15 protein-coding genes are annotated in these 14,059 nt (G+C 63.3%); 9 read left to right on the forward strand and 6 right to left on the reverse strand.

Features of this window, described 5'->3' with window-relative positions:
• From ACVILI_RS14095 to ACVILI_RS14120, 6 genes are all read right to left on the reverse strand, one after another.
• Positions 1 to 1,014, reverse strand: coding sequence for an ABC transporter permease (locus ACVILI_RS14095; RefSeq protein ID WP_038645578.1), 1,014 nt, complete (start codon positions 1,012 to 1,014; stop codon positions 1 to 3).
• On the reverse strand, positions 1,011 to 1,811 hold the full coding sequence (locus ACVILI_RS14100; RefSeq protein ID WP_019857131.1) for an ATP-binding cassette domain-containing protein: 801 nt from the start codon (positions 1,809 to 1,811) through the stop codon (positions 1,011 to 1,013). The genes ACVILI_RS14095 and ACVILI_RS14100 overlap by 4 nt, the downstream gene beginning before the upstream one ends.
• 92 nt (positions 1,812 to 1,903) lie before the next feature.
• Positions 1,904 to 2,845: an ABC transporter substrate-binding protein gene (locus ACVILI_RS14105; RefSeq protein ID WP_019857132.1), complete on the reverse strand. Its 942-nt coding sequence runs from the start codon at positions 2,843 to 2,845 to the stop codon at positions 1,904 to 1,906.
• A 139-nt stretch (positions 2,846 to 2,984) separates the two neighbouring features.
• Positions 2,985 to 3,602 carry a cupin domain-containing protein gene (locus tag ACVILI_RS14110; protein WP_019857133.1) on the reverse strand — a complete coding sequence of 206 codons (618 nt, stop codon included), beginning with the start codon at positions 3,600 to 3,602 and terminating at the stop codon, positions 2,985 to 2,987.
• 159 nt (positions 3,603 to 3,761) lie between these two features.
• A complete protein-coding gene (locus tag ACVILI_RS14115; protein WP_010915034.1) occupies positions 3,762 to 4,694 on the reverse strand; it encodes a dimethylarginine dimethylaminohydrolase family protein in 933 nt (310 codons plus the stop codon).
• A gap of 40 nt (positions 4,695 to 4,734) precedes the next feature.
• Positions 4,735 to 6,321 (reverse strand): zinc-binding metallopeptidase family protein, encoded by a 1,587-nt coding sequence (locus tag ACVILI_RS14120; protein ID WP_240564687.1) that lies wholly within the window; start codon positions 6,319 to 6,321, stop codon positions 4,735 to 4,737.
• A gap of 75 nt (positions 6,322 to 6,396) precedes the next feature.
• Here ACVILI_RS14120 and ACVILI_RS14125 point away from each other — a divergent pair, with 75 nt between their 5' ends.
• The 9 genes from ACVILI_RS14125 to ACVILI_RS14165 all read left to right on the forward strand — a co-directional run bounded on the left by ACVILI_RS14125 (position 6,397) and on the right by ACVILI_RS14165 (position 14,055).
• Positions 6,397 to 7,284, forward strand: coding sequence for a LysR substrate-binding domain-containing protein (locus ACVILI_RS14125; protein ID WP_038645582.1), 888 nt, complete (start codon positions 6,397 to 6,399; stop codon positions 7,282 to 7,284).
• 136 nt (positions 7,285 to 7,420) lie between these two features.
• Positions 7,421 to 8,515, forward strand: coding sequence for an ABC transporter ATP-binding protein (locus ACVILI_RS14130; RefSeq protein ID WP_019857137.1), 1,095 nt, complete (start codon positions 7,421 to 7,423; stop codon positions 8,513 to 8,515).
• Positions 8,516 to 8,584: 69 nt separating this feature from the next.
• Entirely contained in the window at positions 8,585 to 9,697 is a 1,113-nt protein-coding gene (locus ACVILI_RS14135; protein ID WP_019857138.1) for an ABC transporter substrate-binding protein, read from the forward strand.
• A gap of 20 nt (positions 9,698 to 9,717) precedes the next feature.
• Entirely contained in the window at positions 9,718 to 10,551 is an 834-nt protein-coding gene (locus ACVILI_RS14140; protein ID WP_038645585.1) for an ABC transporter permease, read from the forward strand.
• Positions 10,551 to 11,357, forward strand: a complete 807-nt coding sequence (locus ACVILI_RS14145; protein ID WP_038645588.1) for an ABC transporter permease — start codon at positions 10,551 to 10,553, stop codon at positions 11,355 to 11,357. Before ACVILI_RS14140 ends, ACVILI_RS14145 begins: the two co-directional genes overlap by 1 nt.
• 113 nt (positions 11,358 to 11,470) lie before the next feature.
• Positions 11,471 to 12,190, forward strand: a complete 720-nt coding sequence (locus ACVILI_RS14150) for an SDR family NAD(P)-dependent oxidoreductase (RefSeq protein WP_240564688.1) — start codon at positions 11,471 to 11,473, stop codon at positions 12,188 to 12,190.
• A 246-nt stretch (positions 12,191 to 12,436) separates the two neighbouring features.
• Positions 12,437 to 12,844, forward strand: a complete 408-nt coding sequence (locus ACVILI_RS14155) for a DUF3168 domain-containing protein (RefSeq protein WP_038645591.1) — start codon at positions 12,437 to 12,439, stop codon at positions 12,842 to 12,844.
• Positions 12,845 to 13,018: 174 nt separating this feature from the next.
• Positions 13,019 to 13,318, forward strand: coding sequence for a hypothetical protein (locus ACVILI_RS14160; RefSeq protein WP_019857143.1), 300 nt, complete (start codon positions 13,019 to 13,021; stop codon positions 13,316 to 13,318).
• Between the two features lie 71 nt (positions 13,319 to 13,389).
• Entirely contained in the window at positions 13,390 to 14,055 is a 666-nt protein-coding gene (locus tag ACVILI_RS14165; RefSeq protein WP_019857144.1) for a response regulator transcription factor, read from the forward strand.
• The last annotated feature ends 4 nt before the right edge of the window (positions 14,056 to 14,059 follow it).

Genomic DNA, 14,059 nt, shown 5'->3' on the forward strand with positions numbered 1-14,059 from the left:
TCAGCGGCTCCGCGTCGCGCCCTTGAACAGGCGGAAATTCAGCCAGATGGCAACGAGGATGATTGTGCCGGTGACGATCGGCGTCAGGAAGGGCGACATGTGCGCCAGGATCAGGCCGTTGCCGATGACAGCGACGGTCAACGCGCCGAGCACGGTGCCGATGATCGTACCGCGCCCGCCGAACAGGCTGGTGCCGCCAAGCACCACGGCGGCGATGACATCGAGCTCGAAGCCCTGGCCGGAATTGGACGAGCCGGAGCCCAGCCGCGCGGCCAGAATGACGCCGGCCGACGCTGCCGCCATGCCCGACAGGACATAGACGAAGAGCGTCATGAAGCGCGTATCGACACCGGCGCGGCGCACAGCCTCGGCGTTGGCCCCGATGCCGGTCACATAGCGGCCGAACGGCGTCTGGTTGAAGGCGAGATAGGCGATGGCCAGGACGACAAGGGCGAGCAATGCGGGTACCGGCACACCGAGGAACCAGGCCCTGCCGATGTTGACGAAGAAGCTCGTCGGCTCGACCGGGATCGAATAGCCGCCGGTGATCAGCAGCGCCACGCCACGGATGACCGAGAGCCCGGCAAGGGTGACGATGAAGGCCGGGATGCGCTCATAGGCGATGAAGAAACCCTGCAAGGCGCCGATCGCCGCGCCAAGCGCCAGCATGCCGACAACGACCAGCGGCCATGGCAGGCCGGCCTGCAGCGCAACGGCCGAAAGTGTCGCCGTCAGCGCCAGCACGGACCCAACCGAAAGATCGATGCCTCCGGTGGTGATGACGAAGGTCATCGCCGCCGCAACGATCAGCAACGGCGCCGATTGGCGCACGATGTTGAGCAGATTGGGTGTCGTCAGGAAGGAACCGGTGACCAGCGAGAAGACCACGCAGACGACGATGAAGAACAGCGCGATGGAGACGACGCTGCCATTGGCTAGCGCCACATCCCTCCAGGTGCTGTTGTGGGCACGTTTGGGCGGCGAGGCGCCGACACCGGCGGAGGTGACGTTCATGGCTGTACCCCCTCGTCGCGGCTGGCGCGCGCCGAACGCGCGGTGAATTTGCGGCCGACGATCAGGTTGACGACCTCCTCGATGCTGGTGTCGCCGATCCTGCGTTCGGCGACGTTTCGGCCCTCATACATGACCTGGATGCGGTCGCAGACCAGGAACAGGTCTTGCAGCCGGTGCGTGATGAGAATGACGCTGACGCCGCGGGCGCTGACGGCGCGGATGAGGTCCAGCACCGCCTCGACTTCCGCCACCGCAAGGGCGGCTGTCGGTTCGTCCATGATCAGCACCGATGGATCGAAGGAGGCGGCGCGGCCGATAGCGATCGACTGGCGCTGGCCGCCGGACAGGTTCTCGACCTTGAGCCTGGTGTCGGCGATGACGATGCCGAGCCGGTCGAGCATCTCGCGCGTCTGGTCATGCATGCGTCTGTTGTCGAGAAAGGGGAGGCCGAGTACGTGGCGGCGAGGCTCGCGGCCAAGGAAGAGATTGCCCGCCACATCCACCGTGTCGCAGAGCGAAAGGTCTTGGTAGACCATCTCCACCCGTGCGGCGCGGGCATCGGCCGGCGAGGAAAAGGACACGGCCTTGCCATCGATCTCGATCGTGCCGGAATCCGGAATGACCGCTCCGGACAGAACCTTGCTCAAGGTGGATTTGCCGGCGCCATTGTCGCCGACCAGGCCAAGCACCTCGCCAGGTTTCAGGTTCAGCGAAACATCATCCAGCGTCTGGATAGGCCCGTATCGTTTGGAAATACCGGTCATCCTGACGCGGTAGGTCTCGCCATCGCTCATCATGGTTCCAGTTCTCAATGCGGCATGTTCAAACGGTCGCCGGGCTGCGCAACGACCACAAAGTCAATGCGCGGCCCGGCGGTCTGGGGAGGATCTTACTTGAACATGTCCTTGAACTGGCCGACATTTTCCTTGGTCACGATGGTGATCGGAACATTGATGATCGGATCGATCTTCTCGCCCTTCTTGAGCTTGCCGAAGGCTTCGATGGCAGCCTTGCCTTCACCGGCCGGATCCTGCTGGACGACGGCGATTACCCAGCCCTCTTCGAGGCCTTGCACCGCGGACTTGGTGAGATCCCAGCCGAACACCTTGACGTCGCCGGTACGGCCCTGGCTGGTGACGGCCGAAACGGCGCCGAGCAGGGCCGGCTCGCCGGTCGCATAAAGCGTCGTCATGTCGGCATTGGCCGTCATCAGGTTTTCGGAGGCCGACAGCGCCACGTCCTGCACGTTCTGGCCATCGACCGTGTCGAGGAAGGTTACCTTCTGGCCGCTCTCGGTGACAGCCTTCTTGAAGCCGTCCAGGCGCTGGTTCTGGATGAACGAATTAAGCGCGCCGACAACGCCGATCTTGGCGGTTCCGTTCAGCTTGGTCTTGACGTAGTCGGCGTAGAACTTGCCGATATCCTCGCCGGCCTTGGTGTTGTCGACGCCGACGAAGGCGACATTGTCGCCATTCGGAATCTGCGCGTCGATGGCAATCACCGGAATACCGGCGGCCTTGGCCGCAGTGATCGCGGGCTTCACGCCGTTGACATCGATGGCGACGAGAATGATGCCGTCGACTTTCTGGGTGATGTAGTTCTCGATCGCGTCGTTTTGCGCGCTCGGCACATTGTTGGCGTTGAAGATGACGAGGTCGACGCCGGCGGCCTTTGCCGCGGCCTTGGCACCGTCATTGATCTGGTTGAAGAACAGGGCCTGCTGGTTGATGGTGACCAGCGCATAGGTTTCGGCCATGGCCGAGGCGGAGCCAAGCGCGAGGGTCATGGCGATGGCTGCGGCGCAGCCTGAAAGGATCTTGATAAGACGCATTCCGGTTCCCCTTGGTTTTGCGGAAAAGGCCCTTGATCGGGCTCATCTGGCGCTGAGCGCAGACGCATAATTCAAGATACTTGATTTCTTGTCAAGCGACTTGAATTAGCGTCGGCGAAAGGAGAAGGGGCTGGCCAGATCAGAATGTCGCCGGCGTATTCACCCAGAAAATGCTGGCGCGTTCGTCGCCGACATTGCGGTACCAGTGCGGCAGTTCCGAGTTGAAAACGAAGGAATCGCCAGCGGTCAGGCGAAACGTCTTTTCACCGACCATCAGTTCGATGGCGCCTTCCAGGAGATAGCCGACTTCCTCACCGGCATGCTGGATCGGGCCGGCGCTTTCTCCGCCCGCCTCGATATGATGGATATTGCACTGCAGAAGGTGGCCCGGCGAATAGGGAATGACGCGCTCCAGCGATATGCCTTCGCCGCGCCTGAGCGGATCGAGCGCGATCAACGGCCGTGCTCCAGCGCGAAAGACGATGCCTTCCTCGCCATCGGCTTCCTCGAACATCCAGCCGATGTTGGTGCCGAGCACCTCGACCAGCCGGTGAAGCATGGGCAGCGAGGGTGAGACCTTGCCGTTCTCGACCTTGGAAAGCAGGCTTTCGGAGCAGTTGGCTGCGGCGGCTAGCGCCTTCAAGGTCAGGCCACGCGTCTGCCGGGAGAGCTTCAACCTTGTGCCGAGCCGTAACAGGCTGGTGGCGGTAGAGCGCTCGTCGCCGCCCTTGCTGTTGTGGGTATCGATCTTGTTCATTGGGGGGCGCGAACATCTCCGCTGGTCGGGCTGACTCGTAAAACCGATCCCGTGCGTTGTCCATCCTTGCGAAAAACAGACGATGCATCGGATCGAGCCAAGGACCCGTCCAGGCAGTCTCCGCGCCCCGCCGTATAACACCGGCGGGGCGGTGATCTCTTACGCGGCTTCGCGCTTCAAGGCCTGCGCCATGCAGTGGATGCCGCCGCCGGTCTTGGAGATTTCGCTCATGTCGACGGCCGCGACCTCGAAGCCACGCGCCTTGAGCTGGCCGATCAACGTCTGGCTGGAGGTCGGTGCGATGACCCTGTCCTTGCCGAGCGACATGAAGTTGCAGCCGAGCGCCATCGTGTCCTGGAAGGGGACATCGATGATCTCGTGGCCCTTGCCCTTCAGCCAGTCGACGATGCCGGGTTCGGTGCAGGCTAAGCAGACCGCTGTGAGCTTTTCGGCGATCGGCACCACCATCAGGTCGATATGGACATAGTACTCGTCGATGAAGGCGATGCGGGTTTCCCAGCCCTCCTTCTCGAACCAGGCCTGCACCTGGCGGGCGCCTTCTTCCTGCGTGCGGGCGCCGCCGCAGCCGATCAGCACCACGCCGTCCTCGATGACGTTGAAGTCGCCGCCCTCGAAGGTGCCTGCCGTGACCATGTCGTAGATCGGGATGCCGAGCTTCTCGTAGGTGCGGATGGCGGCATAGTTTTCGCCGCGCCGCCACCAATTGGCCATGGCGGTGATGATGGCGCCGTAAGGCGTCATGACGCTGGAATCGCGGGAATAGACCTGCATCGGCAGTTCCGGCGTCGGCTCGTGCCAGTGGATGTTGACGCCGAAATGCTCATAGGCGGCGACCAGGTCCTTGTGCTGCGCCTGCGCGATCTGGACGTTGCAGGGCGCCTCGCGCAGATGCTTGCGCGACAGCGAGCTGGTCGACAGATGCCGCAGGAAATTCGGCGACCCCAGCAGCACGTCGGTCAGCACGTCGGTTTCGTTGGCGAAGCCCCATGATGTCAGCGGCTTGGTGCCGCCGGCCGGGTTGCGGCGCTGCAGCGAAAACGGCTCGGCGACGATGCGGTCATGAACGGTCATGCGGTTCTCCTCGTGGGCTTGTTCTCAAGAGTTGGTCGGGTCATGCGCTGTTCGGGATCCACCAGTCGCGGCCGCGCACCGTGGTGACATATTCCGGCCAGCGGAAGTTGATCGGCGGTTCGTAGTCGCAGAGCGGCGCGATCCAGTTAGTGCCGCCAATGCCGCCGCCGGTGCGGGTGACGAACTCGTCCATCGCCGCATCGCGGGCTTTTTCGTCCTCGAGCAGGCGCAGCGCCGCCAGCGCGACCGTCTTGGCCGCACAGGCAACCATCGGGTCGATGGTGGCGGAAATGCCGCCCAGCGCATTCATCACCCAAGAGGGATAGGTATGGCCATTCGTCGAGCGCAGCGCCGGACGGGCGACGTAAAAGCGCGCGGTCGGCGCGTGCCAGCTCATGTCGGTGTAGTCGTCAGAGGTTGAATTCACCTGCGAGGGCGGCAGGTCGCGGCGCAGGATCGCTTCCGCCTCCTGTGGTGCGATCAACCGCTCCAACTCGTCGATGAACGGGTTCTCGGTCGCGGTACCACCGGCATTGACTTGGATTTCGCGCCCGATCGCCCTGGCGGCCTCGTCCCAGCGGGGCGGCCCGACCGTCGATAGCGCCTCATAGGCAATCCCGGCCATGGCATGATTGGCCAAGCCGGGCCGCGACTTTGACACCCAGTGGCGCTCGTAACGGCAGCCGCTGATCGCGGCCGCCGCCGCCGCATTGCGGTCGAGCACGGCCGTCACCTGCTCGGCCATGCCAATGGTCGGCACGCGGATCATGTACTGGATTTCTGCCAGCCCCGCCGGCAGATTATCGGCGGTCGCCTGGCCGGCTGTCAGGATCGCCTCGCTGATCGACCAGCCGCCCTGGTGCGGCAGCATGGAATCGCGCAGCGCCTTGGAAGCCATGTACATCGTCATCAGCGCGTCGTTGGCGCCGGGGGCGCGGACCGCCGAATGCGCCTGCGGGATCGGTGCGCCGTCGCCTGCGCGAACCCAGTTTTCGGGTTCGTCGCACACAAAGCGGAAGATCATGGCGTAGGCTGCCCCACAATGCGTGTCCCAGCGCGCCGTATTGCAGAGTGGCAGCATGTAGAAAGGGTGGAACGAGATCATGCCGGCAAGGCCGTCATAATAACCCTTGGCCGCATGGATCGGTTTCGATCCGCGCACCTTTTCGGCCGGCTCGCCGGTAAAGCGCAACGTGCCTGGGATGCCGTGGTGTTGCATCGCCGCCTTGGTGGCCAGCAGGCCGCCGAGGCTTGCCATGCCCAACCCCGAATGCGGATCGGTGTGGCCGCCGGCCTCGACGCCAAGGCCGGGCCGCGGTTGCTTCACCGTCACCGCGTCCTGGCAGTTGCCGGGCACTGCATCATATTCGGCATACAGGCCGATCGTCGGTCCGGCGCCATTCGTCCAGTGGGCGCAGAAGGCGGTCGGCATGCCGCCGGAACCTTCCTCGACGGTAAAGCCTTCCCGCTTCAGTCGCTCCACATACCATGCGGCCGACTGGTATTCGCGCCAGGCGGTCTCGCCGAAATCGAAGATGGTGCGCGTCCAAGCCGACAGCAGCGGCTGGATGCCGTCGAGGCAGGCAAGGGCGGTCTCTTGCGCCGATGTCGTCACCGGTTTGTCCATGCATCAAAGAAAGCAGTGAAGCGGCTCGCCAAAAAGTGATATGTTTTCCCGGTTCATGCAAATTCGGTTCACCTCTTGAGAATTCCATCCACACAGGCGCTGCGCGCCCTCGACAGTTTCGCCCGCCACGGCAGCGTCTGGCGTGCCGCCGACGAACTGCACCTCACCCGCAGCGCGGTGAGCCACCAGTTGCGGCTTTTGGAACGCGATCTCGGCTTCGATCTGCTGCAGCGCATCGGCAAGGGGGTGGCGCTGACGCCGCGCGGCCAGCGCTACGCAGCCGATGTCAGGAAGGCGCTGACCGTGCTCGGCGACGCGGGAGCGCAGACGAACGGCGCCGGCGTCGGCGGCTCTTTCGCCATTTCCTGCCCGCCAGGCTTCGCCTCCATGTTCCTGTGCACCCATATCGGCGAGTTCCAGCAGATGTACCCTGACGTGGCGCTCTCGGTGCTGACGCCGCGCCGGCTCGATGACGTCTCGAACCCGGACGCCGACGCCTTCATCGCCTTCGGCGTCGGCAACTGGCCGAACCGGGCGGTGGAGCTGCTCTGCGAAGTCCACTTCACGCCGCTCTGCAGCCCGACATTGCTCAACAAGGTCGGCGGCTTTTCCAAACCGGCGGACGTGCTGCGCGCCAACCTTCTGCATCTCTCCGACACCGAGGACTGGGCGCGCTGGCTGGCGCTGTCCAAGGTGGAAAACCCGGATACCGAAGGCGGCATCTTCTTTTCCGACATGAACCTCGTCTTTTCGGCGGCGGTCGCCGGCCAGGGAATTGCCATGGGCGACGAGCTGACCGGCCGCCGGGCGCTCAGCGAAGGCCGGCTGGTCAAGCCGTTTGAAGCTTCCGTGCCCTCGCCACGCTCCTATTTCCTGGTCTTCGAGCATGCCAAGGCTGGTCATCCCGTGCTCAACGCCTTCAGCGACTGGCTCAGGGCGAAGCTGTCGGAGAGCCGACTCTAATCTCCCCCGGAGGGGAAGATTAGACGCGTCCCAACTGCCAGACGTGAATCAAATTTGCCGATCAGGCGAAAACTATTCGGTTGCGGTGAGCCGCCAGCCTGCCTACGATTTCACCTGGGACTGAGGAAGAGGCAGGATGCAGCAACCCGGCCGGGCCGCAGAGATCAAGGCAATCGGAATCGGCAAGAGCTTCGGCTCGTTCCGTGCGTTGGACAATCTGTCGCTCAATATCGGCCGCGGCGAGTTCCTGACGCTGCTCGGCCCTTCTGGTTCGGGCAAGACCACCTTCCTGATGATCCTGGCCGGCTTCGTACAGCCGACCGAAGGCAAGCTTTTCAGCGACGGCACCGACATCACCGACCGCCCGGCCGAGCAGCGCGCCGCCGGCATGGTGTTCCAGGGCTATGCGCTGTTCCCGCATATGAGCGTCGAGGCCAACATCGCCTTCCCGCTCAAGGTGCGCAAGAAATCGGCCGCCGACATCAAGAAGCGCGTCGGCGAGATGATCGAGCGCGTCGGCCTGGTCGGCCATGAGAAAAAACTGCCCTCGCAGCTCTCCGGCGGCCAGCAGCAGCGCGTCGCGCTGGCCCGCGCACTGGTGTTCGAGCCGGGCGTGCTTCTGCTCGACGAGCCGTTCTCGGCGTTGGACAAGAGCCTGCGCGGCCAGATGCAGGCCGAGATGAAGCGCCTGCACCAGGAAACCGGCACCACTTTCGTCTTCGTCACCCACGACCAGAGCGAGGCCCTGGCGCTGTCTTCGCGAGTCGCCATCTTCAACCACGGCAAATTGCTGCAGGTCGGCGCGCCGGACGAAGTCTACGACCGGCCGGATAACCGCTTCGTCGCCGAATTCCTCGGCGAGATCAACATGCTGCCGCTGAAGGGGGTCAAGCCCGCCGACAATGGCTCGACGGGCCTTTGCGAGGACCGCGCGGTCAATATGCACTGCAAGGCCGAGAAGGTCCGTGGTGACGCCATCCTGGCGATCCGGCCCGAGCACATGTCGATCGCGCGCGAAGCGGCGGCCGGCGAAAACGGCATTGCGGCGACCGCCATCGCCTCCACCTATCTGGGGGCAGCGACCAAGCTCGACCTGACCACACGGCAGGGCGCGAAGGTGACCGTCTCGGTGCCGAACGAGGTCGCCGCCGCAGCACTCAGCAAAGGCAATTCCGTCTGGCTGACCTGGCCGGCGGAAAAGGGTTTCCTCCTTCCGGACGGAGGACAATGAGCGCCGGCGCGGCCTGATCCGGCGCACCGGCTTCCGGACTGAAATCAACGAAAACAAAGGGGAACTGACATGAACGACACCAAGAAAAACGCCATCGACACGCTGTCCGAAAGGGCCAGACGCGGCGAGATCTCGCGCCGCCAGTTCACGCAGCTGGCAGCCCTCGTGCTCGCCGGCACGCCGATGCTGCTGCGCTCGACCGGAGCCTTTGCCGCGGCCAAGGAACTGGTGCTGGTCAACTGGGGTGGCGACGCCATCACCGCCTATGATGCGGCCTACGGCCAGGCCTTCACCAAGGACACCGGCATCACCGTCAAGATGGACGGCTCGGGCCCGACCGAGGGCGCCATCTCGGCGCAGTTCAAGAGCGGTGCGCCGACCTGGGACCTGGTCGACGTCGATCCGTTCTCGGCCATCACGCTCGGCGCACAGGGCGCGCTCGAACCGATCGACTACAACATCGTCGACAAGAAGAAGATGCGCCCCGGCTTCGGCTGGGAATATGCCGCCTCGACCTACTTCTTCTCCTATGTCATCGCCTATGATTCCGAGAAATACGGCAGCAATGCCCCGACCGGCATGGCCGACTTCTTCGACGTCAAGAAGTTCCCCGGCAAGCGTTCCCTCTACAAATGGGGCGTGTCGAGCTGGGAAGCGGCGCTTTTGGCCGACGGCATCGCGCCGGCTTCGCTCTATCCGCTCGACCTCAAGCGGGCGCATGACAAGATCGCCGCCTTCAAGGAAAACGTCGTCGCCTACTGGGGCGGCGGCGCCGAGAGCCAGAGCGTGCTGCTCAATGGCGAAGCCTCGATGGCCATCGTCTGGTCGACCCGCGCCTCGCTGATCGAGCAGGATTCCGGCGGCAAGATCAAGTTCATCTGGGACCAGGGCCTGATCTCGCCCGGCGCGCTGGCCGTTCTCAAGAACAATCCCGGCGGCAAGGACGCGGCGATGAAGTTCATCGCCAGCGCACAGGATCCGCAAAAGCAGCTCGTCATGTTCGACAAGCTCGGCCAGGGCCCGGCCAACCCGGCGGCCGATGCGCTGATCCCCGCCGACAAGAAGCGCATCAACCCGGTCGATCCCGAAAACATGAAGAAGCAGATCGCACTCGACATGGATTGGTACGCCAAGAACTACGGCGCGGCGCTCGACGAATACACCAAGATCATCTCCGCCTGAGAGCGGGATGCTGATCTGAGATGAGAGGCGTTCTCTCCGACAGGATGGGCGCGGCGCTGTTGATGGCGCCGCTGCTCCTGTTCCTCGTCCTGGCCTATGCCTGGCCGTTTCTCGGCGTGGTGAAGTGGAGTTTTACTCTGCCGACGCCGGGGCTTGGCCAATATGATGCCTTGCTCACCGACGATCTGGTCCAGTCGGTGTTCATCCGCACGCTGCGCATCGCGGCGATCGTCACGGTTGTTTCCGTCGCTGCCGCCTACGCCATCACGGTGGTCTGGGTGCGTGGCAGCCCGGCGCAGCGCCTCATCGCCGAATTCTGCATCCTGGTGCCGTTCTGGATCTCTGTGCTGACCCGTGCCTTTGGCTGGGTGGCGCTGTTGTCCAATCGCGGCCTGATCAACACCTGGCTGCAATCGATCGGTTTCATCTCCGAACCGCTGACCCTGGTGCGCAATGAGTTCGGCGTCGTCGTCGGCATGACGCATTTCCTCATTCCTTTCGCGGTCTTTCCGCTGGCGTCCGCCATGCGCAGCCTCGACGACCGCGTGCTGCTTGCGGCGCGCGGGCTTGGCTCCAGCCGCACGCGCACCTTCTGGACGGTGTTCGTGCCGATGACACGCTCCGGCATCATCGGTTCGGCGCTCATCGTGTTCGTCTTCTCGCTCGGCTTCTTCGTCACGCCGGCAATCCTCGGCGGCGGCCGCAGCGTGATGATCGCCGAACTGATCTATCTCAGGATCTTCCAGAGTCCGGACTGGGGGCTGGGGGCGGCGATCAGCGTCGTGCTGGTGCTGTTCGTCGGCGCGCTGATGGCGCTGCTGTTCCGCTATGTCAGACCGAAGCAGTTGATTTGATGCCGACCTATCGCCCCGGTCCCGTCTCGCTGATCCTCGCCGCCCTTGTGGCGCTGTTCCTGCTGATGCCGCTGCTTGCGGTCATCCCGGTGTCGCTGACGCCGAGCCGCATGCTGGCGATGCCGACGGGCGAACTGTCGCTGCGCCACTATCGCTCGCTGATCGAGGATCCGCGCTGGCTCCAGTCGATCCTGCTGTCGATCCGCATCGGCATCGTCAGCAGCGCGATTTCCACGGTGCTGGCACTCTGCTTCAGCCTCGGCGTGTGGATGTTCCAGCCGCGCTTTACCGCCGCGCTCGTCGGTTTCGTGCTGTTGCCGATGGTGGTGCCGCCGGTGGTTTCGGCAATCACGCTCTACTTCCTGCTAACCTCGATCTCCGGCTTCAGCTCGTACTTCGGCTACGACACCTGGCTCGGCGTCGCCATGGCCCATTCGGTGATGACGGTGCCCTTCGCCACCGTGCTGATCCTGGTCTCGCTCAGCCAGCTCGACCGCCGCATCGACCTTGCCGCGCGCGGCCTTGGCGCAACTGTCTGGGAGCGTGCTACCCGCATCATCATGCCCAACATCAAGTTCGGCATCATCACAGCTGCGCTTTTGTCCTTCGTACTGTCCTGGGAAGAAATCGGCGTCACGCTGTTCATCACCTCGGTCAACGCCATCACGCTGCCCCGCCTGATGTGGATGGGCCTGCGCGACAACATCGACCCGGCGATCGCCGCCCTTTCGGTGATCCTAATCATCATCACGGTGCTGGTGCTGGCGGTGCGCAGTGTGATGACCAGGCAGCGCGCCGGGCACTAGACAAACCGCACCGAGATGCGGCCGAGCCTCGCCCGTCTCCTCGACTTCATTCACGATACGGCGCTAAATATACTAAATATATACAAAGCACTGGCGTTTCATGGGAGGTGATGATGTCGGTGACGTATGATTTTTCGGGCCGAACAGCAATCGTCACAGGAGGCGCCCGTGGTATCGGTCGAGCGATAGCCCACAAGCTCTCTTTGAGTGGAGCGGACGTCTGGATCTGGGATATTGAGCCCGTCGAGCTTGAAGGCACACGATCTCTTTCAGTGGACGTGACGAAACGCGATAACGTCATGCAAGCGCTGACCATCATGGGTGAAATCGGGGTCGACATTCTCGTCAACAATGCGGGGTGGCTGGGTGGCTATAAGCCGTTCGAGGAATTCGAACCGGCGGAATGGCAGAGAATCCTGCAGGTCAACCTTCTTGGCACGTTCGAAGTAACGCATCGCGTGCTCCCGCTTATGCGACGAGCGGGAAAGGGTCGTATCGTCAACATGGGATCCCTTGCCGGGAAAGAGGGACTGCCGAGCCTTGCGGCCTATTCCGCGGCCAGCGCCGGTGTCATCGCTTTTACCAAAGCACTGTCGCGTGAGATCAGCGATACCGATATTCGCGTCAACTGTATCGCTCCGGGACCGATCGATACGCGCCTTATCCGCGATCTCGGCAATGAAACCGTCGATGCGATGATATCGGCAAGTCCGCTGAAGCGGCTCGGCGATCCGAACGAGGTAGCGGCGCTCGTGGTGTGGCTTTGCTCGGATGCCAGTGCGTTCAACACCGGCGCTGTTTTCGACATGTCGGGCGGCCGAGCCCGATACTGACAGAGATCGCGGGAATCAAAGTATCCCCGGGCAACATGCCGGCTGAGCAGATCGGCTCTCCAAGGTTGCTCGGCATGGCAATCTGTTCATCACAGGGGTCGTATTTTCGAGATCATCGGCGATCATGATCGCGACGAGACGAATCATGCGATATGGCACAGGCTTGACGAGCCGGTACGCTGCGCGTGAATTTGCCAATATGACGAACCGCTTGCTCAAGGCATGACAGGCGAGGGGGGACGAAAAATGACCGCGCCCGGCGATTTGCTGCAGGCACTTTTTCTGAGGCTCAAAAGCGATAAGTCGCTGTCTGCGCTGCTTGGTGGCGCCGGGCTGCTTGAGCGGGCGACCGAGAATGCCGCCTTTCCCTACGTGACTTTTGGTCAGACCAGTGCCTTTGACTGGGACACCGGCGCCGAGAACGACGACGATCAGTTGATTACGTTGCATGTCTGGTCGAAAGCCCATGGTGAAGACGAAACCCTTGCCATCATGGCCGCCATCAAGGCCCGCCTTGCCAACGCCGCACTGGTGGTCGGCCGGCGCGGCAAGACGCGGCTGTCGCTTGAATTCACCGAGGCCCGTTACGACGAGGAACTCCTCGTGCATCACGGGCTGCTGCGGTTTCGCGCGCTAACGCAGGAAAATGCCTGACACGCTTTCAATCTGGCCGAAACGGAGTCTAGACTGGCGTCTGCGGGATTTCGTCGGGTCGGGGCGTCGAAATGACATCGGTCGTCTGGCGTTTCAGGGGGGTGTAGCGGGCATGGTTTTCGCATCGATCACCGTTCATTTCACGTTCAGCACCGATGCGTTACAACGCCGACCATGAAAACGCTTCGCTCCCACTTTCGAACCGCGACCCTGGCGCTCTGTGCGGCCGGGCTGTTGGCGTCGCAGGCGACGGCGATGTCGGTGATCGCGCCCGACCAGTCCAGCCCGATCGTCCTGGCCGCATCCGACTGCTACGCGATCGGCCAGCAGGTGGCCGAGCAGAATGGCGGGACGCTGGCCAAGGCCTCGCAGTCGACACGCGGTGGCCAGCCGGTCTGCGTCATCGTCGTGCTGGTGCCTGGCAAGGACGGGCAGCGTCCGCGCCGTTCCGAGATCGTCGTTCCGCAGAACTGACCCACCCGTTTCCCAGGCTGCCGGAATCGGCCTATATCTGAACAAGTCCTTCAAAAGGTATCGATCTCCGCATGCGCGTACTCGTCGTCGAGGATGACAAGGATCTCAACCGGCAGATAGCGGACGCGCTGGTCGACGCCGGCTACGTCGTCGACCGTGCTTTCGACGGCGAGGAAGGCCATTTCCTCGGCGACACCGAACCCTACGACGCCGTCGTGCTCGATATCGGCCTGCCGCAGATGGACGGCATCAGCGTGGTCGAACGTTGGCGCCGTGGCGGCCGCAAGATGCCGGTGCTGATCCTGACCGCGCGCGACCGCTGGAGCGACAAGGTCTCCGGCATCGATGCCGGCGCTGACGACTATGTCACCAAGCCCTTCCACATCGAGGAGGTGCTGGCGCGGCTCCGGGCGCTGATCCGCCGCGCCGCCGGCCATGCCTCGTCGGAACTCACCTGCGGGCCGCTGCGCCTCGACACCAAGGCCTCGAAAGCCGATGTCGACGGCGTGCCGCTGAAGCTGACCTCGCACGAATTCCGCCTGCTTGCCTACCTGATGCACCATATGGGCGAGGTGGTCTCGCGCACCGAACTGGTCGAGCATCTCTACGACCAGGATTTCGACCGCGATTCCAACACCATCGAGGTCTTTGTCGGGCGGCTGCGCAAGAAGATGGGCATCGACATGATCGAAACCGTGCGTGGCATGGGCTACCGCATGCGCGAGCCGGAGGCGTAACTCG

It is taken from the genome of Mesorhizobium sp. USDA 4775 (assembly GCF_054062655.1).